The sequence below is a fragment of the Pseudoalteromonas sp. S2893 genome (assembly GCF_005887105.1).
Taxonomy (GTDB): domain Bacteria; phylum Pseudomonadota; class Gammaproteobacteria; order Enterobacterales; family Alteromonadaceae; genus Pseudoalteromonas; species Pseudoalteromonas atlantica.
The window spans coordinates 74,412-96,293 of the sequence record NZ_PNCY01000001.1 but is presented as its reverse complement, the minus strand read 5'-3'; the positions used below and the strand labels follow the sequence as shown (position 1 = coordinate 96,293).

Annotated in this window: 18 protein-coding genes and 1 tRNA gene; 11 read left to right on the top strand and 8 right to left on the bottom strand. The window is 41.2% G+C overall.

Annotated features, from left to right (window positions below; all coding sequences use genetic code 11):
* Nucleotides 1-76: 76 nt before the first annotated feature.
* From CWC04_RS19630 to CWC04_RS00435, 4 genes are all read right to left on the bottom strand, one after another.
* Nucleotides 77-229 carry a hypothetical protein gene (locus CWC04_RS19630; protein WP_024031649.1) on the bottom strand — a complete coding sequence of 51 codons (153 nt, stop codon included), beginning with the start codon at nucleotides 227-229 and terminating at the stop codon, nucleotides 77-79.
* A 368-nt stretch (nucleotides 230-597) separates the two neighbouring features.
* Entirely contained in the window at nucleotides 598-1,011 is a 414-nt protein-coding gene (locus tag CWC04_RS00445; protein ID WP_004588484.1) for a GFA family protein, read from the bottom strand.
* 30 nt (nucleotides 1,012-1,041) lie between these two features.
* The gene (locus tag CWC04_RS00440; RefSeq protein ID WP_138684347.1) at nucleotides 1,042-1,683 is read right to left on the bottom strand and encodes a TetR/AcrR family transcriptional regulator; all 642 of its coding nucleotides are present in this window, start codon (nucleotides 1,681-1,683) and stop codon (nucleotides 1,042-1,044) included.
* A gap of 73 nt (nucleotides 1,684-1,756) precedes the next feature.
* Nucleotides 1,757-3,046 (bottom strand): M20 family metallopeptidase, encoded by a 1,290-nt coding sequence (locus CWC04_RS00435; protein WP_054983526.1) that lies wholly within the window; start codon nucleotides 3,044-3,046, stop codon nucleotides 1,757-1,759.
* A gap of 259 nt (nucleotides 3,047-3,305) precedes the next feature.
* On the opposite strand from CWC04_RS00435, the gene CWC04_RS00430 reads away from it, so the two are divergent.
* From CWC04_RS00430 to CWC04_RS00400, 7 genes are all read left to right on the top strand, one after another.
* On the top strand, nucleotides 3,306-5,375 hold the full coding sequence (locus tag CWC04_RS00430; protein ID WP_138684346.1) for a bifunctional 2',3'-cyclic-nucleotide 2'-phosphodiesterase/3'-nucleotidase: 2,070 nt from the start codon (nucleotides 3,306-3,308) through the stop codon (nucleotides 5,373-5,375).
* Nucleotides 5,376-5,536: 161 nt separating this feature from the next.
* Nucleotides 5,537-6,451, top strand: a complete 915-nt coding sequence (locus CWC04_RS00425; RefSeq protein WP_138684345.1) for a LysR family transcriptional regulator — start codon at nucleotides 5,537-5,539, stop codon at nucleotides 6,449-6,451.
* Nucleotides 6,452-6,559: 108 nt separating this feature from the next.
* The gene (locus CWC04_RS00420) at nucleotides 6,560-8,515 is read left to right on the top strand and encodes a TonB-dependent receptor domain-containing protein (RefSeq protein WP_138684344.1); all 1,956 of its coding nucleotides are present in this window, start codon (nucleotides 6,560-6,562) and stop codon (nucleotides 8,513-8,515) included.
* Between the two features lie 322 nt (nucleotides 8,516-8,837).
* Entirely contained in the window at nucleotides 8,838-9,305 is a 468-nt protein-coding gene (locus tag CWC04_RS00415) for a DUF4405 domain-containing protein (RefSeq protein ID WP_138684343.1), read from the top strand.
* Nucleotides 9,305-9,598, top strand: a complete 294-nt coding sequence (locus CWC04_RS00410; protein WP_055254763.1) for a hypothetical protein — start codon at nucleotides 9,305-9,307, stop codon at nucleotides 9,596-9,598. Before CWC04_RS00415 ends, CWC04_RS00410 begins: the two co-directional genes overlap by 1 nt.
* Nucleotides 9,599-9,676: 78 nt before the next feature.
* Complete coding sequence (locus CWC04_RS00405) at nucleotides 9,677-10,396, top strand: GDSL-type esterase/lipase family protein (RefSeq protein WP_138684342.1); 720 nt, start codon at nucleotides 9,677-9,679, stop codon at nucleotides 10,394-10,396.
* Nucleotides 10,393-11,166: a polysaccharide deacetylase family protein gene (locus CWC04_RS00400; protein ID WP_138684341.1), complete on the top strand. Its 774-nt coding sequence runs from the start codon at nucleotides 10,393-10,395 to the stop codon at nucleotides 11,164-11,166. The genes CWC04_RS00405 and CWC04_RS00400 overlap by 4 nt, the downstream gene beginning before the upstream one ends.
* A 376-nt stretch (nucleotides 11,167-11,542) precedes the next feature.
* Here the strand turns inward: CWC04_RS00400 and CWC04_RS00395 are convergent.
* Nucleotides 11,543-11,627: transfer RNA gene (locus tag CWC04_RS00395), tRNA-Leu, on the bottom strand.
* A 306-nt stretch (nucleotides 11,628-11,933) separates the two neighbouring features.
* Between CWC04_RS00395 and CWC04_RS00390 the strand changes: the two genes are divergently transcribed.
* On the top strand, nucleotides 11,934-12,434 hold the full coding sequence (locus tag CWC04_RS00390) for an RDD family protein (protein ID WP_138684340.1): 501 nt from the start codon (nucleotides 11,934-11,936) through the stop codon (nucleotides 12,432-12,434).
* Nucleotides 12,435-12,732: 298 nt separating this feature from the next.
* On the opposite strand, the gene lptG is transcribed toward CWC04_RS00390, so the two are convergent.
* Both lptG and lptF read right to left on the bottom strand, forming a co-directional pair.
* Nucleotides 12,733-13,800 (bottom strand): LPS export ABC transporter permease LptG, encoded by a 1,068-nt coding sequence (gene lptG / locus CWC04_RS00385; RefSeq protein WP_031289389.1) that lies wholly within the window; start codon nucleotides 13,798-13,800, stop codon nucleotides 12,733-12,735.
* On the bottom strand, nucleotides 13,797-14,909 hold the full coding sequence (gene lptF, locus CWC04_RS00380) for an LPS export ABC transporter permease LptF (protein WP_138684339.1): 1,113 nt from the start codon (nucleotides 14,907-14,909) through the stop codon (nucleotides 13,797-13,799). Before lptF ends, lptG begins: the two co-directional genes overlap by 4 nt.
* A gap of 308 nt (nucleotides 14,910-15,217) precedes the next feature.
* Between lptF and pepA the strand changes: the two genes are divergently transcribed.
* From pepA to CWC04_RS00365, 3 genes are all read left to right on the top strand, one after another.
* Nucleotides 15,218-16,729, top strand: coding sequence for a leucyl aminopeptidase (gene pepA, locus CWC04_RS00375; protein WP_029772475.1), 1,512 nt, complete (start codon nucleotides 15,218-15,220; stop codon nucleotides 16,727-16,729).
* 269 nt (nucleotides 16,730-16,998) lie between these two features.
* Complete coding sequence (locus CWC04_RS00370) at nucleotides 16,999-17,445, top strand: DNA polymerase III subunit chi (RefSeq protein WP_004588472.1); 447 nt, start codon at nucleotides 16,999-17,001, stop codon at nucleotides 17,443-17,445.
* Between the two features lie 55 nt (nucleotides 17,446-17,500).
* Nucleotides 17,501-20,353 (top strand): valine--tRNA ligase, encoded by a 2,853-nt coding sequence (locus tag CWC04_RS00365; RefSeq protein ID WP_138684338.1) that lies wholly within the window; start codon nucleotides 17,501-17,503, stop codon nucleotides 20,351-20,353.
* 105 nt (nucleotides 20,354-20,458) lie between these two features.
* Here CWC04_RS00365 and CWC04_RS00360 read toward each other — a convergent pair whose 3' ends face one another.
* Nucleotides 20,459-21,727 (bottom strand): outer membrane protein transport protein, encoded by a 1,269-nt coding sequence (locus CWC04_RS00360; RefSeq protein WP_138684337.1) that lies wholly within the window; start codon nucleotides 21,725-21,727, stop codon nucleotides 20,459-20,461.
* Between the last annotated feature and the right edge of the window lie 155 nt (nucleotides 21,728-21,882).

The window sequence follows — 21,882 nt, the reverse complement described above, 5'->3', positions numbered from 1 at the left end:
TTAGCCACATTTTTATTTAAAACCGCTTTAAACAAGGGCATTAATTTCCGTATCTCTTACGCTAATAAATTAAGCGCTAACTTTTGTAATCGTTAAAATATGCACTTAATTGCTTTAAGCGCAGCTCTAAGGCTAATTTTTCAGAGAGTTTCCAGTGTGGTAGTTTTTTTAAACGTGATTTGGCCGCTTCCAATTCAGCCCCCACTTCGCTTGTAGATAAAATTCTCATTTGTTTCACCTCATAATAAATATGCAGTCCATAAGAATTTATCAGCAAATAACAAGCCAAATAGGTACAGCTAAAAATTAAATATATATTTATAAATATCAAAAACTTATATTTAAAAAAGTGGAAATGTGTTTTTATAAAGGAGGGCATATGCATATATTTCAATAAAATATGAAAATAATTCACAAGCGCTTTAGCTCATAAATACTTAATCACTCGCGTTAAAAAACGCTCTAAAGCAACAATAAACAGATTTAAATATAAAGAAGAATACAAAAGGAAGGGTAATTAAAATAGCTGCTAGTGGGACTCTCCCACTAGCAAGGCATGGCTAATAAGTTGTTTTATTTACTCAGCGCCCATTGCGCTTATGATTGAGGCGTAGTTTCAAAAGCCGGCACTTGGTGTAAATCGTTTAGCCATGTAAGCGTTGATTGCGACCAAATTTGCGCTGCTGGGGTAAATTCATCACGCTGATCAACTGCCCCTATGCGCAGGCCGTACACTCTATCAGCTTTTGCTTCGTTGGTTGCGTAAAGTGTAGTGCCGCACGTACCACAAAAACCTTGTGCGCGTTTATTACCGCTTTGTGCTGTTTTAACATACTCTTTTGGCTCGCCTTTAGTAAATACCACCGAGTTTGGCTCAGCCATAATTACCGCTCTAAATGGTCCACTCGACATGCGTTGGCAATCGCTACAATGACATACAAGTACGTTATTATTTTGCGACTGAGCTTGGTATTTAATTTCACCACAATAGCAGCTTCCAGTAATTTTCATTTTACTCTCCTTGAGTATGTTTAAAGGTGTTTAACCTAAATAAGCTAAAATAATTTTAGGTAGTTCTTGCGCGTATTGCTGCGCCGATAAATCACAGGCTATCGCAGGGGTTAAATCGTGATACAGCACTTTATCAAGCAATGAACTGACAATTAAAAATACCGCCGTACCTGCCGCTGCTTCGCTCACTTTGGTATCTGTTTGGCTAATTAATTGCGCTAACCGCTGATAAATTACTCGCCTGTTTATGTGTTTATCACTGCCTAATAACTCGCTGTGTAAACGCGAATTTAAATGCAGGGTTCTAAATACCCCCTGCTGTGATGATAAAAACACATAGGTTTTATGGCATAAAGTGTTAACTACATCGTCTAAGTTTTTATAATGCTGCGCCTCAAGCTCACTTACCCAGTTATCTAATGCAATACCAAAGTCTTGATACAACATGGGCAGCAACGACTCTTTATTTTTAAAGCGACGGTAAAACGTACCTACCGACACCTCGGCGTAATCGGCCAGCTCTTTTATACTTATGTGCTCAAAAAACTTACTTTTTAAAATGTGATGCAGCGCTTTTACTAGTTTTTCATGGGTTTGTTGGCTGCGTTGTTGCTTAGGCGCCAAAAAAGGGGGTTCAGACATAAATTCAAACATGTTGAGTTGTAAGCGCACGTACTGTGCAGCTTGTTAATATAAACAACAATACCCAGCCAGCAATTACATTACTCGCTGGGTAGTTATGTCGTTATTTTTGGCTATTTAAATAATCTACCGCTAATTGGCTAAGCGCTTTGGTACCCACTTTAAACGATGACTCATCGGCGTAAAAATAAGGTGAGTGGTTACTTGCTACCGTTTTTAAGTCTTGATCGTCAGGCGTACCACCTAAAAATACAAATACACTCGGTATTTCTAGGGCATAAAACGAAAAGTCTTCTGCGCCGGTTATTTTACCCATTTCTTGCACGTTTTGTTTACCGGCTGCTTTTTCAAGGCTAGGTAACATTTGCGCAGTAAGTTCAGGGTTATTAACCGTTACCGGGTAACCTTCGTGAATATGCACATCGGCCGTTGCCCCCGATGATTTAGCAATATGTGTAGCGGTTGTTTTAATATTTTCAAAGATTTGCGCACGATTATCCATATCAAAATTACGAATAGTGCCAACCATTTCAACTTCTTCAGGAATAATATTATTACGCACACCACCCGCTATTTTACCAAACGACACAATAGCAGGCTCTTTGGTTATATTTACTTGGCGGCTAACAATATGGTTAACGCCCGTTACAATTTGCGCAGCGGCAGCAATAGGGTCAACGCCTGTCCAAGGTGCTGAGCCATGGGCTTGGCGACCGTGTACAGTTATTTCAAAGCGATCGGCACTGGCCATAAACGGCCCACTTCGATAGCCAATTTTCCCCGTATGTAGGCTCGATGTAATATGTAGACCAAAGGCTACGTCAGGTTTATATTTTTTAAATATACCTTCTTTAAGCATTAGTTCTGCACCGCCCTCTTCGCCTAAAGGTGCGCCCTCTTCAGCAGGCTGAAACACAAACATGATGTTGCCATGCAATTCATCTTTCATATTTGCTAATACTTCGGCTGCGCCCATTAGCATAGCTACGTGCGTGTCGTGGCCACAAGCATGCATTATGCCTACATCAACGCCACGGAAATTTGTGGTTTTGGTTGATTTAAATGGCACATCTGTTTTTTCTGTTACCGGTAGCGCATCCATATCGGCGCGTAGCATTACTGTAGGGCCAGGCTTTGCGCCTTTTAAAATACCAACAACACCAGTGTAAGCAATATCGGTTTGTACTTGCATACCTAACGACTTTAAATGTTTAGCCACAATGCCTGCGGTACGTGTTTCGCGATTACCAAGTTCTGGGTTTTGGTGAAAGTCGCGTCGCCATTCAATTACCTGTTGCTCTACATTTTTAACGTGTTGATCAAGGTTCGCCTGTGCGTTAAACGCACCAAGTGCAGCAAAACCTAATGCCACTGAAAGTAGTGATTTTTTCATCCTGATTTCCTTTATTATTTTAATGAAGCCCAACAACCGATTTAGTGTTATCGAAAAGTGCTGTTAAGTTATAGCCTACACCATTTTTAAATTTATTTTTTTACTACGAGCGCTAAGGCGTACAAGTTTGAAAGTAATACTAAAACACTGTTTACTGTAATAGCACCATCTAAAAATGTAAATATGGATTCACATTTTAATTCATCATACTTTAATAAATCTTTTTTACTGTACTCTTTTTAAATTACACGGAATGACCATGAAAAATCGAATCGCTAAAAAGCACGTTTTAAAATCAACATTGGCACTGACTATTGCACTCGCATTGAGTGGCTGCGACATTGATGATGACGATAATAATGACCCTGTCGTTGTAGAAACACCAGAGCCTGCACCGGTTACTTTGCGCGTAATGGAAACAACCGACATACACATGTATTTATCTAACTACGATTACTTTGCACAAGCCCCCTCAGAAACCTTAGGGTTTGTTAATACCGCTACCCTTATAAAAGAAGCCCGCAATGAAGTGCAAAACAGTGTACTTGTTGATAATGGTGATTTAATTCAAAACAGCCCGCTTGGCGATTACGAAGCGATTGTACGTAAAGACGATATTTTAAATGGCGCAACCCATGTGGCCTTTAAAGCAATGAACTTGCTTGATTACGATGTTGCTAACTTAGGAAACCATGAATTTAATTTTGGCTTAGAGTTTTTAGATGCCACATTAAGTGGTGCCGACTTCCCGTATATTAATGCCAATGTATACGTTGATGATGGTGATGATGACGACAGCAACGATGAAAACCGTTACACACCGTACTACCTTCAAGATAAAACCGTATTTGATATAAACGGCAACGAACAAACAATTAAAATTGGTTACTTAGGCCTTACCCCACCGCAAATTATGCAATGGGATAGCGCGCACTTACAAGGTAAGGTCATTGCTAAAGATATTGTTGCTACTGCTGAAAAGTTCATTCCACAAATGAAAGCACAAGGCGCCGATATTATTATTGCCATTCCGCACTCTGGGTTAACAGCCAGCGCCCAAGAAGACCTCGCTGAAAATACGGCCCTTTACCTGTCTAAAGTAGATGACGTAGATGCCATATTGTTTGGTCATAACCACCGTTTGTTTCCGGGTGATTCGTCGTACGATGGCTATGAATCGGCGGGTATTGATAACGTAAACGGTAAACTTAATGGCGTACCGGCTGTTATGCCTGGCTTTTTTGGCAATAACTTAGGGGTTATTGATTTAATTGTTGAGCCAAACGATGAAGGCGGCTGGGAAGTAACCAGCTCAAAAGTAGAAACCCGCGCCATTAGTGGTACAGATGAAAACGGCGACTTTGTTGATTTAGCTGCTGTAGATACCGATGTAGCTGCCGCAATTGAGCTTGAACACCAAGCAACGATTGATTGGGTGAGCGAACCATTTGCTGAAATTTCAAATCCAATTTATAGCTTTTTTGCTTTGGTGCAAGACGACCCGTCAATTCAAATAGTATCAGATGCACAAATAGCGTGGGGTAAAGCATTTATTCAAGGCACTGAGCTTGATGGCTTACCTGTGCTTTCGGCAGCTGCCCCTTTTAGAGCTGGCCGCAATGGTATTGAAGATTACACCAATGTAAAAGCAGGCGATATTACCTTACTAGATACCGTTAGTTTGTATGTGTTTCCAAACACTATTCGTATGGTAAAAGTAACAGGTAGCGATGTTAAAGAGTGGCTTGAACGCTCTGCGGGTCAGTTTAATCAGATTGATGTAAACAGCAGCGCTGAGCAAAACCTACTCGATACCACTTTTCCTACTTTTAACTTTGATATTATTGACGGCGTTACCTTTGAAATTGACGTCACTCAGCCAAAACGATACGACAACGATGGCCTATTAATAAGTGAAAACAATTCGCGCATTACTAACTTGCAATACCAAGGTGAAGCGATAGATTTAGAAGCAGAGTTTTTAATTGTAACTAATAACTATCGTGCATCGGGCGGCGGTAACTTCCCGGCGATTGACGGTACTAGCCGTGAAACATTTGAAGGCCCAGATGAAAACCGCGGTGTGCTGCGTAGCTACATTATTAGCGAAGCCGCTAAAAGTAGCACAGGCAGTATTGACCCTTCGGCCGATAATAACTGGCGCTTTAGCACCGTGACCACCAGCACAGAGCTAAACGTTGTGTTTAGAACATCACCGCTTGATGAGGTAGCTACTATTGCACAAGCACTCCCTGCTGTTGCGCCTACCTCACCACTTAAAACAGACGAAAATGGTTTTGCGCTATACACCATAGATTTAAAAAACTAATCGCACATAACCTACAAAAACCAGCTTAATTGCTGGTTTTTGTTTTTAACGGCGGTGTATTTTGATGTGCTGGCTTATTTTTATTAAAAACACATTTACGCCAAGCTCTGTTTAAGTGCTAGGATAATGGCTTGAAATACTGATAACTTGCAAACCTAACTATGAATTTAAATCAGCTCGATCTAAACCTTCTTATTATTTTAAAGCAGCTTTTAAACGAAAAACATATTAGCAATACCGCCTTAACTTTAGGCATGAGCCAACCTTCTATAAGCCGCTCGTTAAGTAAATTGCGCTCCTTGTTTGACGATCAATTATTAATAAGAATGGCAGGAGGGTACGAGCTAACACCAAAAGCGCAATCAATTCAGCAAGACCTAAATTCTATTTTAAATATGGTAGAAACACTGGTTAACAAGCAAACCTTCGACCCTAAAACCAGCACTGCCACCATAAAACTGTTTGGCCTACCGCCGCAAATGCATTTATTTATAAAAACAATAATTAAAGATGTTCGCGAGCAAGCGCCTAATATCACCCTTGAAATAGACACCCTGCCTAAACCGCAGTTTTCTGATTTGCTTAAAGGCGATACTCACTTTGTGATTACTGGTCACAAGCCCGCTAATTCAGAGGGTAAGTTATATCAACAGCCGTTGTTTGAGCGCGAGTTTAAATTAGTAATGGCTCGCTCCCACAGGCTGGCTAAACAAGAATTAAGCGTTGATTTATTGCGTGATTGTAATTTTGGACAAATATCAATTCAGGGTGAAAAAGCATTAACTATTGCACAAAATTTTGCCGCGCTAGGCATTGATAATATAGCGACGCCAATACGCTTAAAAAACTTTTACAGTATTGGCAGCATTGCTGAAAACACTGATTTAATATTTTATGTGCCCAATCATTTTGCTGCAGATGTGTGCCAACAGCATGACGTAGTTGCCAGAACCCCGCCCCCAGAGCTTAGCTCAGAGTATGCACAAGTGGCTTTATACTGGCATCAACGCCACCATAATGACCCTGCATGTCAATGGTTTAGAGAGCTTGTAAAAAATAAAGTATTTGAAGTTTAAATAACTGTTATTCATGTAGGGTATGTATTTTAAATTGCCATTTAAGGCGGTGAACGGTTTAATACGAATCATTCTTAATAATATTAAAATTAGATAAACATACTCACCATGAAAAACACGCTCCCATTTAATAAGCACGCGCTTAACGTTGTTATTGGTACTTTGTGTACTGGTATGTCATTCATAAGCTTAGCGGAACAAGCTCCCGATACCTCAGAAACCATTGAAGTATGGGGCACAACAATTACTAATGACTCGCTATTACAAGACGATATTGAAAGAAAACAAGCCAACCATTTAAGTGATTTACTCCGTGACCAAGCTGGTATTGACGTAGGTGGCTCGCACTCTATTGTACAAGGTATTAATATTCGTGGTGTTGACGATTTAGACCTCAACATTACTGTTGATGGTATTAGCCAAAACAATAATATGTTCCACCACTCAGGAAACTTACTTATTAATGCTGATATTTTAAAAGCAGTAGATATAAAAGTAGGGACTAATTCAGTGCTAACTGGCGGCCTTTCTGGTGGTGTAGCCTTTGAAACCAAAGATGCTAAAGATTTACTAGAGCCAGGTGAAGATTTTGGGGCACGCTTATACACAAACTTAGGTACTAATGATTACGCAGGTGGCTCTGCTGCGGTATATGGTCAGCTAACCGACAACATAGACGCCCTTGCCTACTACACCTACACCGACAGAAATAACTTTGAAAACGGCAATGGTAAAGAAGTTACAGGTAACGAAGGCCGCACGGTAGATGGCATATTCAAGCTCGGCTGGGATGTAAACGAGAGTAACCGTTTCGTGTTCTCATACGACAGATATAACGATGAAGGTGATTACTACGTAAAAACCAACTTTGGTGCAGGCTTTGCTGAAGATTCAGACGCGCAAACAGAAGATATTGACTACACACGTACCAGCACTTCACTTGCCTACGAGCTAGATAAAGGCGATGCCATTACCCTACGCGCTAGCGTTTATCGCAACGAACTAAGCTATATTGCACTAGGAACTGAGGGTAACTCTGAGCATACGGGCTACACTGCCCTTGCAACATCTAAAATTGCACTTGCTGGATTTAACCATACATTACGCTATGGCGGCGAAGGATATGAGCAAGTATCAAAACGTATAGAAAACCACGTACAAACCAATAAAGACACTGCCGACTCGCACGCTATTTATATTGAAGACGAAATCGCTGTAACCGATCAGTTATTTGTAATCCCTGGCGTGCGTTACAACTACTTTAAAGTAGATATGTACTCAGCCGGTACTAACGATTCGTTAGATAAATCGTGGAACGAGTTAACGTTTGGTTTAGCGGCTAAATACCTAATTAACGATAACTGGAGTGTTAACGCAAGCTCAACAGAGCTTTTTCAAGGTCCTGGCCTGCGTGAAAGCTATGTTGATTACAGTACTAACTTTGATAAAGACCTAAAAGCAGAAACCGGTGTAAATAACGCCATTGGTTTTGCCTTTAAAGATCAAAACATTATGGGCTTAGACTCATTTGGTTTTTCATTAAACCTGTTTAAAACCCGTATTGAAGATTACATAGACAACTGGGCAATTGGTAAAGGTCGCCCAATTGGTACCTATGAAAACTCGGGTGATTACGATATAGATGGTTTTGAATCAACGCTTTCACTGCGTAAAGCGCTATTTAGTGCGCGTTTAAGTTACTCTAAGTCAGACTCTGAACAACTAGAGACTGGCGAGCAACTGCGTTATGAAGTAGGTGATAGCATTTCACTAAACCTTGGCTACGAAGTACCAAAATACGACTTGAAATTTAACTGGACCAGCCTAGTTAACAGAACTGATGACTCAGTATCAAGCGGTGCTGATATTCATAAAGTGGGTTATCAGGTTCATAACATCAGCATGCAGTGGCTACCAAGCCAGCTTGAAGCACTAAGCATGACCTTAGGTGTTGAGAATATTTTTGATAAAACGTATTACTCTCACGCTTCATACTCAAGCGACACAGTGCAAGATTACGAAGCGGGTCGTAATGTTAAATTAAGCGCGTCTTACGTTTTTTAATTTAATAACTTGCTCATGATTTAAGGCTCAATATTTTATTGAGCCTTTTGCTGTTTAAGGGGGGCGTACCTTAAATAGCGTCAACCATACCAATCCGCAATAATACTTAATCATTTTTAGGGGCTAAACGTGTCGCTATCTGCGTTAAAAAACTCTCATTTACGACTGCATGGATGCAGAAGATAGAGCAATGCAGGAGCAACTGCCGAGAACAACTAAATAGCGAATTTTTTGCCTTGCTATCAACACGTTTTTCCATCCTCAAAATAGTTCACTTAATTATGCGGATTGGTATTATAAATAAATTATTTCAGGGTCAATAATGTCTGATTGGAAACAAAACTTACAAAAGTTCCGTTATGTAATGGACACCTTACTGCTTATTAGCTTTATGCTAGTAAGTGCACCTCAAGCTACTGGCATCCCTTTACACGAATGGTTTAGCCTATTTTTTATTATTCCTTTTGTTGTACATTTATTGCTACATTGGGATTGGGTAACACGCAGTTTTGGCCGTTTATTTGCCAATATAACAGCACGCGAGCGCTTTAATATAGTGTGGGATTACCTACTTTATATAATGATGTTATTAGTATTTGTAAGCGGCTTTTTAGTGTCGGTGGCTCTGCTACCCGCACTTAATATTAGTTTAAACATTCAAGACTTTTGGTCGAAAATACATCACGATTCAGCCACCTTTATTATGCCCATGCTAGGTGTGCATTTAGCGCTTAATTTTTCTTGGATAGTAAAATTGACTAAACGCATGTTTGCCAAGGAGGCTAAATAATGAAGCACCTAAAACAACAGTGGAAAACCCGCACCAGCATTGTGTTAGTTGTATCTGTTTTAGTGAGCCTTTTGCTGGTTAGTTTAGAGCTCACCGATTGGGCCGCACAAATAAATCAGCAGGGATACTCCCACGGTGCAGCTGAGGGTGAAAAGCCGAAAATAGCCCCTATTTTGATGTACATTTTACCCTTTGTAAAAGAGCTTATTTTAATAGGCGTACCTATGTTACTTACTTTAGGGATTGCTAAACTATTAGGCTTAATAAAAAGGGTGGTTAAAAACAAAGCCTGAATACGAATGCAACACGTATCAAAAACCGGCGTTTATAGATACATTGCTAAGTTAGTATGTCTATAAGCGCAGGTTTTTATGAGTTATAAACCAAGTAATTACACACTCCAACACATCACTTTTCTACTTGGCACATTAATTATAGGTGCTGTATTAATAAGCTTTAAAGCTAATGCCGAAAAGGCAATTCCTTTTCAATCGCAATGGCTAAAAAAACACTATGCTGAGCGTATAGCCCATTTTAAGCTACAACCTTTACGCAAAGGCGATATTGTTTTTGTTGGTGATAGCATTACAGAGCAAGGGCTAAATTGGAGCATACGGTTTAACGACCTACGCGTAAGAAACCGCGGTATTAGTGGCGATATGACCTACGGTGTTTTAGCGCGTTTAAACGAATTAAAAGCAGCCCCACCTAAAGCTATATTTTTAAAAATTGGTGTAAACGATATTTTTAATTACCATTATATAAAGCAAGTTAAAGACTTAGCGTCGGTGAGCAACAATATCGAAAAAATAGTGACTCAGCTCAATAACTCACTCCCAAATACACAAATTTATGTACAAAGTATTTTGCCCGATCATCGCAATTTTATTACGCAAATGGCGCAAACAGTTAACCAACAAATCAAAGCAATTGAGCACGCAAATTTTACCTATATAGACTTACACCCCGTATTTTTAGGCCCACAAGGTACGCTTAAAAAATCGCTCACGACCGATGGCACCCATTTAAACCAAGCAGGCTACGCCCTTTGGGCTAAACAACTTGCATCAATAATGAAAACCTTAAAATGAAGAGTTTATTAATTGCTATATTAATGGCGGCAAGCTTTACGTGTGCAGCCAGTAAAGCACCTTTAAAAAGCTACCCTAACGGCGCGACTAAAGCTGTTATTTTTAGCTACGATGATGGCGTCATACAAGACAGAAAGCTTGTGGAACTATTTAATAAGTACCAGGTTGTTGGTACGTTTAACTTAAACTCAGGTTTATTTGCTAAAAAGCTACCGTGGATGAAAGCCTTTACCGGTAAAGCAGGCGAATATATTAAACAAAGTGAAGTAAAAACACTTTATAAAGGCCATGAAATAGCAAGCCACAGTTACTCACATCCGGGCTTTGCGGGCTTAGATACAGCAGAATTAAAATTACAATTAGCCCGCGATAAGCACATTCTATCGCCCATAAAAGGCAGCTCCTTACACTCTTTTGCATACCCTTTAGGGTCTTACGATAAAACCGCTATGAAATTAGTAAAGCAAGCGGGCTTTACTAATGCCCGAACAGTAAACGACGCCCTTAATTTTGAGCTCCCTACCAACTACATGGCATGGAACCCAACCGTTCACCACTCAAAAGCAATGCCATTAATAGAGCAATATATTGCGCTTAAAAGCAATAAGCTCACTGTAATGATGATTTTGGGTCATTCGTGGGAATTTGATAAAAACACAGTAAATAACAACTGGGATTACGCCGAAAAGCTCGTTCAAACAATCTCAAATAAAGATGATATTTGGTATGTATCGGCTGGAGAGTTCATCGCGTTTTTAGAAGCTAAATAAGCGTGCGCAGTGCTAAGTAAAGCTCATATAAGCCCATTTTAATGAAGTAAGAGTAATTAATTCATCCTGAAGCAGTATCCATCGTTAATCCATTAACTCACTTCGAGTAACTGCGAAACTTCGTTTCGGTTCACTCTCACCCGGCAGGCGGACTATAACTGATATTAGCGCCACTCTGAGTGGCGCTCGAGTCCGTCCCAACACAAATTACAGACATAAAAAAACCCTAACCAATTTGGTTAGGGTCATAAAAAGTGGTACCAGCGGACGGACTGTAACTGATATTAGCGCCACTCTGAGTGGCGCTCGAGTCCGTCCCAACACAAATTTCAGGCATAAAAAAACCTCTGCTAAAACTAGCAGAGGCTGTAAAAAGTGGTACCAGCGGCCGGGCTCGAACCGGCACGCCTTTCGGCAGGGGATTTTGAATCCCCCATGTATACCAATTTCATCACGCTGGCATCATTTTTCTTTAACCTTCTAAACACGAGAAGATAAAGAAAAACCACTTTAGAGCTAAGGATTATTTATGTGCCTTCGTCTCTATGCCAAGCATTATACAAACAATAGGGGTGGCAGCAAGCGTTTTATGACATTAGCCTGATCAACCGCTTAACATTTAGACAGCCTGTGCAAAATGTCGTTTACTGGTTGAAGTATTAAATACAGCTAATAATAACGCCAAGGTATATCACTGAACTATAGCGCTTAGTATTTGTGAGCTTTTTTGCTAAACTAGCGCGCATATTAACATTGAGAGTGTATTTATGTCGGGTGAGTTTCCACGAGCTGGTTTTTGGCGTCGTTTTGCGTCGTTAGTTTATGATACGTTAGCTATTATTGCGTTTGCTATGTTAACGGTTGTGCTCTATTTGTTTGCCGTACAAGGGCTTATTTCACTTGATGTTATTAGTTTAAATGGTGCTGAAGATGTATCGGCACTTATTCAAGAGTCACTGCTGCTGTCGAGTATTCGAAGTGCCTTACTTGTTATTGTTACTTTAGTATTTTTTGGCTATTTTTGGACTAAAAGCGGGCAAACTATTGGCATGCGCGCATGGCGTTTAAAAGTACAAACTAGTGAAGGAAACTTAATTAGTTGGCCGCAGTCTATTGTTCGCAGCCTAAGTGCCCTGCTTGGTTTAGGTAATCTTGTGGTATTAATTGATTTTAAAAACAAAAAAGCGCTGCAAGACTATGTCTCAAAAACTGAGGTAATTACTCTTACAAAAGAAGAAAACAAACGTATTTACCACGAGCTAGATTAATACCTATTTATACCAATGCGCAATAATACTTAATCATTTTGCGGGGCTAACTTGTCGCTACCTGCGTAAAAAATTCTCATTTACGACTACATGGATGCAGAAGGTAGAGCAATGCAGGAGCAATTGACGAGAGCAACTAAATAGCGATTTTTTTGCCTAGCTATCAAGATGTTTTTCCAGCCACAAAATTGATCACTTAATTAAGCTGACTGCTAATAGTTTTTGAATAACGCGTTATAAAAACAAAAAAGGTGACCATAGGTCACCTTTTTTAGTATTAAATAAGCGCTTATAACGGCTATACCCGCTTATTCATCATGTACGTAGCAAAGCCTATAAATAGTATACTTGGCAATACCGCGCCTATAATAGCAGGTATTTGATAAACCATTACCACAGGGCCAAATATCTCATTTATTAAGTGAAATACAATTCCCGTTACTACACCCATAATGATACGCGCACCCATAGTAACGGTACGTAACGGGCCAAATATAAACGACAGTGCAACCAGTAGCATTACGGCAACAGAAACTGGCTGCATTAGCTTACGCCACAAGGCCAGCTCATAGGTGCTGGTATCTTGCTCATTTTGCTGTAAATACCCTAAGTACGACCAAAGCCCTGTAAAGGAAAGCGACTCAGGCTTTACCGATACAACACCAAGCTTTTCGCCCGTTAATTGCGAAGGGTAAAACTCTTCATCAATGTGTTCACTGCTTATTTGCTCATCACTAATATGAACCTTGTTTACATCGCGTAATAACCAACCTTCATCACGACCAATGGCCACTTTAGCTTTGGTTATTTGAGTTAAATCGAGGGACTTATCAAATTGATACATGTGCACGCCGTTTAAACGGCCGTTTTGATCTACATCTTCAATATTAATAAAATTGTTGCCATCTTTAGCCCATACGCCTTTTTGTGCATTGAATACATCGCCGCCATAAATTGCCTGATTACGCATTTCTTTGGCGTGCTGTTGCGCCTCTGGTGCGCCCCACTCACCAAGAGCCATCATACACACAGCCATAAACACGGCGGTTTTCATTACCGAACCTATAATTTGCAAGCGCGACATACCCGCAGCTTGCATTACCACAAGCTCACTGTTTGAAGCCAATGCACCTAAGCCAGTTAAGCCACCAATAAGCGCGGCCATCGGGAAGAATATAACTAAATCGCCCGGCATACTGTAAAAGGTGTAAAGCGTTGCGGTCATTAAATCGTAACTGCCACGACCAACCGACTTTAGCTGATCAATAAACTTAATTAATGTACTAATCCCTACTAGCACCAACAAAGCAAATCCGGTGGTTTGTAAAATGCTGCGGCCTAAGTACCAATCGAGTGTTTTCATCATGCGCTTAACTCCCGTTTTGTTACAACGGCTTTAAGCCAAGCGCCCAATGGGCGACCTTTTATAATTAATAAACTACCTATAAATAAAGCGCTCAAGTGAATCCACCACAAACCAATTGAAGGCGGTATTTTGCCATCTTCTACGGCAAATTTTGCAGCATTGAGTAAGATAAAATAACCTAAGTACAAGCTAATGGCTGGCACTAATTTAGCAAACTTACCTTGGCGCGGATTAACCACACTTAGCGGTACTGCTATTAACGTTAGTAACGGAATAGAAAGCGGTATTGCAATACGCCACTGCCACTGGGCTATAGATTCAGAGGTATTGAGTGGCAATAGTTGATTAGTAGGTATTGCTTCTAATTTACGGCGCTGATGCTCTATTTCTTGCTCGCGTATTTGTACGCTGTAGCCATCAAACTGCGTTAAATTAAGAGCCGGTGTTTTGCCATCGGTTTCGTAGCGTTTGCCATCGGTTAGCACTAATTGTTGCTCGCCATTTATTGCCTCTACCACCACACCTTGTTCGGCATACACTAAACGTGCAAGATCATCTTTTTCGGTATCCGGCAGCTGCGCTACAAATACTTTGTTTAGCTCTTTACCACCGTTTTCAATGTTATGAATAAACACCACGGCTTTTTCATTACCGGTTTGTTGAAACCGCCCAGCCCTTAACGCAGATAAACCCGCATCGGCTTTGGCTTGCTCTTTTAACTGGTACTCTTGCTCACTCGCCCACGGCGCAAGGTACATGGTGAGAGAGGCGGCTAATATAGCCAAACCCACACTCGAAATTAAAGTAACGCGTACCACATACCATTCACTCACCCCGCAGGCTTTAAGAACGGTCATTTCGCTGTCGGCGTAAATACGGCTGTAAGCTAAAATAATGCCCAAAAATATACTCAATGGCAGGATCAGCGAAGCTAATTGCGGCAGTTTAAGCGCAATCATCGATAATACTAATTTGGCAGGAATGCTCCCTTCAGAAGCATCTCCTAAAATAACCACAAACTTTTGTGACACAAAAATGGTCATTAAAGTTAAAAATACGGCGACCTGCGATTTTAAAACCTCAACGGTCAAATAACGAAAAATAAGCAATGCTCGCCCCTGTTAAACATAGAATTTCACTACAATAGTGATAATTTGATAATAAAGTAGCTATTTTACCCAGTTTTATCTGGTAAATAAGTCGTTATTATAAGCTAACAAAATTAATTATCCTACCTAAGTGCACGATATATTGTTGCATTAGTAGCCCTTAAACATATAAAGTTCAATTACACAGTAAGAGTCAGAAAAAATCAGCTAAAATTAAGATTATCTCTACATAAGTTACGTAGCGAAGACTAGATTTTATTTTTTTAGCCCCAATTAATAACGTATATGACTCACAACCAGGAGTAACAATGGAATTTAACGTAAAAAGTGGTAGCCCAGAAAAACAACGCAGCGCGTGTATTGTCGTTGGCGTTTACGAACCACGTAGGTTATCCCCCATTGGTGAACAACTCGATAAAATCAGCGATGGTTATATCTCAAATTTACTACGCCGTGGCGACCTAGAAGGTAAGCCGGGGCAAGTGTTATTATTGCATCATGTACCTAACGTTTTAAGCGAGCGCGTATTGCTTGTTGGCTGTGGTAAAGAGCGCGAGCTTGATGATAAGCAATATAAGCAAATAATTTCTAAAACAATTAATACCTTAAACGAAACCGGCTCAATGGAAGCGGTGTGCTTTTTAACAGAGCAACACGTCAAAGGTCGTGATACCTACTGGAAAGTTCGCCAAGCGGTAGAAACAACACAAGATTGCCTATACACATTTAACCAGCTAAAAAGCAAAAAAGTAGACCCTCGTCGTCCACTTCGTAAAATTGTGTTTAACGTACCAACACGTCGCGAGCTGACCATTGGTGAAAGCGCCATTGAGCATGGCTTAGCCATTGCCGCAGGTAGTAAGCTATGTAAAGACGTAGCCAACATGCCACCTAATATTTGTAACCCTGCTTATTTAGGCGAACAAGCGCAAGAGCTGGCTAGCAATTTTGACAACATTACCGTTGATATTATTGGCGAAGAAAAAATGGCCGAACTAGGTATGAACTCGTACTTAGCCGTTGGTCGCGGAAGTGATAACGAATCGGTTATGTCGGTTATTAACTACAAAGGTGCAAGCGATGAGCAAGCGCCTATTGTGCTAGTAGGTAAAGGTTTAACGTTTGACTCGGGCGGTATTTCAATTAAGCCAGGCGAAGCCATGGATGAAATGAAATACGATATGGGCGGCGCAGCCGGTGTAATTGGCGCTATGCGCGCACTGGCACAAATGCAGCTACCTATTAACGTAATTGGTGTTTTAGCCGGCTGTGAAAACATGCCAAGCTCTAACGCGTATCGCCCTGGTGATATTTTAACAACAATGTCGGGGCAAACCGTTGAAGTGCTTAATACTGATGCCGAAGGCCGATTAGTATTATGTGATGCGTTAACTTACGTTGAGCGTTTTGACCCAGATACAGTAATTGACGTAGCAACACTAACAGGCGCATGTATTGTTGCCCTTGGTGCACACGCAACAGGTTTACTGTCAAACCACAACCCACTTGCGCATGATTTATTAAAAGCGTCGGAGCAAAGTGGCGACCGTGCATGGCAGTTACCACTGTGGGATGACTATCAAGATCAACTCGATAGCCCATTTGCCGATTTTACAAACTTAGGTGGGCGCTCTGCTGGTACTATTACCGCAGCGTGTTTCTTATCTAAGTTTACTAAAAAGTATAACTGGGCTCACTTAGACGTAGCCGGTACCGCGTGGCGCAGTGGCGCTAAAAAAGGTGCAACGGGTCGCCCTGTTCCTATGCTTACTCAGTATTTATTAAACCGAGCGGGTGTAAGCGAAGCTACGCACGACTAATAACCTAATTAACCTGAGCCTTATTTAGAAAAGCCACTCAGCAGGTATTTTTAGCGCTAACAGCGTTAAATTTATTTGCCCTATGGCAAAAATATTTTAACCAGAGCTTAGGTTATTTAACTTGTATTAAGGCGCCATTTGGCGCCTTTTTTATTGCTGTAATTATCTGTGTATTAATTGAAGCAAACCCCGTTATATGGCAAAATCTGCCTCTTAATTTATGTGTATCAACTATGTGCACATTCAATGTCATGGGAAACCCCGATACAATGAACATGAATGCTCAATTTTTCGTTCTAAAGCAACAAGATGAATCTAAAGCGCAGGCTGATGATCATTTTGCTTTAGCAGCTCAAATTGCCGCAGAGCAGTATCGATTAGGGCATCGTGTATTTATTTTTGTAGATAACGAACACACCGCCTATGCCATTGACGAAACCATTTGGGCATTTGATCCCGACAGTTTTGTGCCGCATAACCTGCAAGGCGAAGGCCCTAAAGCCGGCGCACCAGTAGAAATAGGCACCACGCCTCCTGTTGGCAAACGTAACGTTTTAATTAACTTAGCTACTAACCTGCCTGATTTTATTAGGCGTTTTAGCCAAGTTTTTGATTTTGTACCAGTAGAGTCTGTAGCTAAACAAGCCGCTCGTGAGCGCTTTAAAAAGCTGCGCCAACTTGGTGCCAATATCAGCACGCAAGAGATTAATAGCTAGCCGTTTAGGATAAAGCTAACCAACTAATTTAAGTACTTATTTAAGGTTCTGTGTAATGGATAAAACCTACAATCCGCAAGATATTGAACAGTCGCTATACCAAGACTGGGAACAAAAAGGCTACTTTAAGCCATCTGGCCAAGGCGTACCGTATTCGATCATGATCCCGCCGCCAAATGTCACCGGTAGCTTGCACATGGGCCACGCCTTCCAAGATACAATAATGGATACCCTTACGCGTTTTAAGCGTATGCAAGGTAACAACACATTATGGCAAGTAGGTACTGACCACGCGGGTATTGCAACGCAAATGTTGGTTGAGCGTAAACTACACGCTGAAGAAGGTAAAACACGTCACGATTTAGGCCGCGAAGATTTTATTAATAAAATTTGGGAATGGAAAAACGAATCTGGCGGTACTATCACTAAACAGCTTCGCCGTCTTGGCGCATCGGTTGATTGGGACCGTGAACGCTTTACGATGGACGATGGCTTATCTGAAGCGGTTAAAGAAGTCTTTGTACGTCTTCACAAAGAAAACCTAATTTACCGCGGTAAGCGCCTAGTAAACTGGGATCCAAAATTACACACCGCTATTTCAGACCTTGAAGTTGAAAACAAAGACAAACAAGGCCACATGTGGAATCTGCGCTACCCACTTGCTGATGGCGTTAAAACACAAGACGGCAAAGACTACATTGTCGTAGCAACAACACGCCCAGAAACCATGCTAGGTGACTCAGGTGTTGCGGTTAATCCAGATGACGAGCGCTACACAGATTTAATTGGTAAAGAGATTTTACTGCCTATCGTAAATCGTCGTATCACAATTGTTGCAGATGAACACGCTGATAAAGACAAAGGCACGGGCTGTGTAAAAATCACCCCTGCACACGACTTTAACGATAACGAAGTTGGCAAGCGTCATAAAATGCCAATGATCAATATTTTCGATAAAAACGCTGCCATTCTAAGCCAAGGTGAAACATACACCTTTGACGGTAAAGAGCTTGAGTTTGATGCGCCAATTCCTGAGCGCTTGCACGGCCTAGACCGTTTTGCTGCGCGTAAAGCGATTATCGCAGAATTTGAAGAACTTGGTTTACTTGAAAAAATCGAAGACCATGCGTTAACTGTACCTTACGGCGACCGCTCTGGTGTGGTCATTGAGCCACTACTTACCGACCAATGGTATGTACGTGTTGCGCCACTTGCAGAGCCTGCTAAAGATGCCGTTAAAAATGGCGACATTCAGTTTGTGCCTAAACAGTACGAGAACATGTACTTCTCGTGGATGAACGACGTACAAGATTGGTGTATTTCACGCCAGCTTTGGTGGGGTCACCGTATTCCGGCTTGGTACGACAGCGAAGGCAACGTTTACGTTGGCCGTGATGAAGCTGAAGTACGCCGCGACAACAACATTGCCGATGATGTTACGCTAAGCCAAGACGAAGACGTACTTGATACCTGGTTCTCATCTGCGCTTTGGACGTTCTCAACGCAAGGTTGGCCAGAGAACACGAATGATTTAAAAACCTTCCACCCGTCTGACGTGTTAGTAACGGGCTTTGATATTATTTTCTTCTGGGTTGCGCGTATGATCATGATGACGCTGCACTTTATAAAAGATGAAAATGGTAAGCCACAAGTGCCGTTTAAAACAGTGTATGTTACTGGCCTAATACGTGATGACAACGGCGATAAAATGTCTAAGTCAAAAGGTAACGTACTTGACCCACTAGATATGATTGACGGCATCGAGCTTGAAGATTTAGTACAAAAGCGTACCGGTAACATGATGCAGCCTAAACTTGCTGCAAAAATTGAAAAAGACACGCGCAAAGTATTTGCAAATGGTATTGAGGCACACGGTACCGATGCGCTTCGCTTTACCCTTGCAGCAATGGCATCAACCGGCCGTGATATCAACTGGGATATGAACCGCCTAGAAGGTTACCGTAACTTCTGTAATAAACTATGGAACGCGAGCCGTTACGTATTAATGAACACAGAAGAGCAAGATTGTGGCTTCAACGATGCACAAAAAGAGTTCTCATTAGCCGATCGTTGGATATTAGGTCAGTTTGAAGCAACGGTTAAAACCTACACTGAACATCTTGATAACTACCGCTTTGATTTAGCGGCTAACACGCTTTACGAATTCACTTGGAACCAGTTCTGTGATTGGTACTTAGAGCTGACTAAGCCGGTATTATTTAAAGGCAATGAAGCACAGCAACGTGGTACACGTAATACACTCATTACGGTACTAGAAAGCCTACTGCGCTTAATGCACCCAATGATGCCATACATTACCGAAACTATTTGGCAGCGCGTTGCACCACTTGCAGGGCTTGAAACAGCAGGCACCAGCATCATGGTACAGGGCTTCCCTGTTTATAATGAAGCAAACGTTGATGCCCAAGCTATGGACGACTTAGAGTGGGTTAAACAGTTTATTTTAGCAATTCGTGTTATTCGTGGTGAGATGGACATTAGCCCAAGTAAGCCACTTAACGTGTTACTAGCTAACGCATCAAGCGATGATGTGCGCCGCATTAACGAGAACGAGTCATTTATTGCCTCGCTTGCTAAACTTGAATCGTTCACCCTGCTTGAAAACAAAGACGATGCACCAGCGTGTGCAACATCCTATGTTGGCAACCTTGAAATTATGATCCCCATGGCGGGCTTAATTGATGTTGAAGCAGAGCTTGCACGTATAAACAAGCAACTCGAAAAAGCAGAAAAAGGCCTAGCCCAAGTGCAAAACAAGCTGGCTAACGAAAAGTTTGTAAATAACGCACCAGAAGCCGTACTTGCAAAAGAGAACGCGAAGCTCGCTGAATTCACTGATGCTAAAACCAAGCTACTTGAGCAAAAAACTAAAATAGAAAGCTTATAATTTTAGTTGCCTGCTAAAGCAATTTAGCAGGCATTAAAAAAGCCGCTCACTGTTAAAGTGAGCGGCTTTTTTGTGCCCTGCGATTAACCACATGGCACAACTACATTAAAATTTGTAGTTGTACTGAGCACCAATTACAACCGCATGGCCTTTTGACTCAAAGCCCCATTGGCTGCCTGAATCATCAGTTTCAGTAAAGTTCTGTGTTTTACCACGAACAACACTTACACCTAAATCAACATTTGATTGTGTATCGATTGCGTAGTTACCACCAAACGAGAACCAAAAACGGTCAGTATCTGGAATAGAGATAGACAGGTGAGTTTGTGATACTGGCGACTCATCAAACGCTACACCTGCACGAAGAAGTAAGTCTTCGTTGTATTGGTAATCAGCACCGATAGAGTAACGGAATGCATCGTCAAACTGCTCTTGCTTTTCAAAAGCAACAAACTTGTCGCCTGTTGGTGCAGTTACTTGTGCTTCTAGTGACTCAAAGCTACTCCAACCTGTCCATAATACGCTGTAGTGTAAGCCTAGTTTTTCATCTAACTGGTGAGAACCAGAAAACTCAGCAATAGCAGGTAACGTTAGCTCTACAGAACCTGGTAGTTGTGCACCACCGGTGCCGCCTACTGCTACTGGTAGGTCGTTTGAGAAATCACCTTCAAATGTGATGTCTGTTTCGCTGCGGTAGTTGAAACCAAAACGGCTATTTTCGTCTAGTTGGTACATTAAGCCAACGTTTAAACCTAGGCCTGTGTCGTCACCTTGAAGGTTTACTGCATCAGCACCAAAATCAAAGCCGCTTGTATTAGCGCCTACTTTACGAATTACCGTTGCATCTGCATAAATGTAATTTAAGCCAATACCAAAACTAAATTGCTCTGTTACTTTGTATGCAACGCTTGCATTAAAGTTAACGGTCAAAATTTCTGTCTCGCCTGCAATTTGGCCCGCTACGTAGTCATCGTTAAATTCTGTAGATAAACCAAAATTAGAAAACGCACCAAAACCTACTGATACTTTATCGTTATACGGCATAGTAAAGTAAGCGGCAGGTACCACTGCGCTTGGCGCAATGCTATCGTCATCTAACGCACTTGGGTCTATACCGTTGTTAGTAGACTCACCTTCAATGCTTACATCTGGTACTACACCGATTGCTGCAACACTTAATTGCTTATCTTTAAATAAAGTCATTAATGCTGGGTTGCGAGCAACAACAGACGCATCATCTGCAATAGATGCTTCACCGGCGTATGCGCGGCCAAGGCCTGATGCGTTTTGCTCAGCTAACTGAAACGCAGCAGCAAATGTATCTGCAGATACTAACGCAAGCGAAGCTGCGATTAGAGTTTTAGAAAATTTCATTGTTGTGTCCTTAACCAAACAAGCGTTTGGGTATCTATGTGTTGTTATTAGGATTTTAAACTTGGCTACACTACCTTAATTTTTTATAAAAAACTGTAACAAAGCGACAAAAAACACCAAAAAACACGTTTTTTAACTACATTTTAACAACTATT

Bases quoted from the DNA above. Each gene is read 5' to 3' on its own strand.
- CWC04_RS19630 (WP_024031649.1), bottom strand. From the start codon at position 229: ATGAGAATTTTATCTACAAGCGAAGTGGGGGCTGAATTGGAAGCGGCC.
- CWC04_RS00445 (WP_004588484.1), bottom strand. From the start codon at position 1,011: ATGAAAATTACTGGAAGCTGCTATTGTGGTGAAATTAAATACCAAGCT.
- CWC04_RS00435 (WP_054983526.1), bottom strand. From the start codon at position 3,046: ATGAAAAAATCACTACTTTCAGTGGCATTAGGTTTTGCTGCACTTGGT.
- CWC04_RS00430 (WP_138684346.1), top strand. From the start codon at position 3,306: ATGAAAAATCGAATCGCTAAAAAGCACGTTTTAAAATCAACATTGGCA.
- CWC04_RS00425 (WP_138684345.1), top strand. From the start codon at position 5,537: ATGAATTTAAATCAGCTCGATCTAAACCTTCTTATTATTTTAAAGCAG.
- CWC04_RS00420 (WP_138684344.1), top strand. From the start codon at position 6,560: ATGAAAAACACGCTCCCATTTAATAAGCACGCGCTTAACGTTGTTATT.
- CWC04_RS00415 (WP_138684343.1), top strand. From the start codon at position 8,838: ATGTCTGATTGGAAACAAAACTTACAAAAGTTCCGTTATGTAATGGAC.
- CWC04_RS00410 (WP_055254763.1), top strand. From the start codon at position 9,305: ATGAAGCACCTAAAACAACAGTGGAAAACCCGCACCAGCATTGTGTTA.
- CWC04_RS00405 (WP_138684342.1), top strand. From the start codon at position 9,677: ATGAGTTATAAACCAAGTAATTACACACTCCAACACATCACTTTTCTA.
- CWC04_RS00400 (WP_138684341.1), top strand. From the start codon at position 10,393: ATGAAGAGTTTATTAATTGCTATATTAATGGCGGCAAGCTTTACGTGT.
- CWC04_RS00390 (WP_138684340.1), top strand. From the start codon at position 11,934: ATGTCGGGTGAGTTTCCACGAGCTGGTTTTTGGCGTCGTTTTGCGTCG.
- lptG (WP_031289389.1), bottom strand. From the start codon at position 13,800: ATGATGAAAACACTCGATTGGTACTTAGGCCGCAGCATTTTACAAACC.
- pepA (WP_029772475.1), top strand. From the start codon at position 15,218: ATGGAATTTAACGTAAAAAGTGGTAGCCCAGAAAAACAACGCAGCGCG.
- CWC04_RS00370 (WP_004588472.1), top strand. From the start codon at position 16,999: ATGAACATGAATGCTCAATTTTTCGTTCTAAAGCAACAAGATGAATCT.
- CWC04_RS00365 (WP_138684338.1), top strand. From the start codon at position 17,501: ATGGATAAAACCTACAATCCGCAAGATATTGAACAGTCGCTATACCAA.
- CWC04_RS00360 (WP_138684337.1), bottom strand. From the start codon at position 21,727: ATGAAATTTTCTAAAACTCTAATCGCAGCTTCGCTTGCGTTAGTATCT.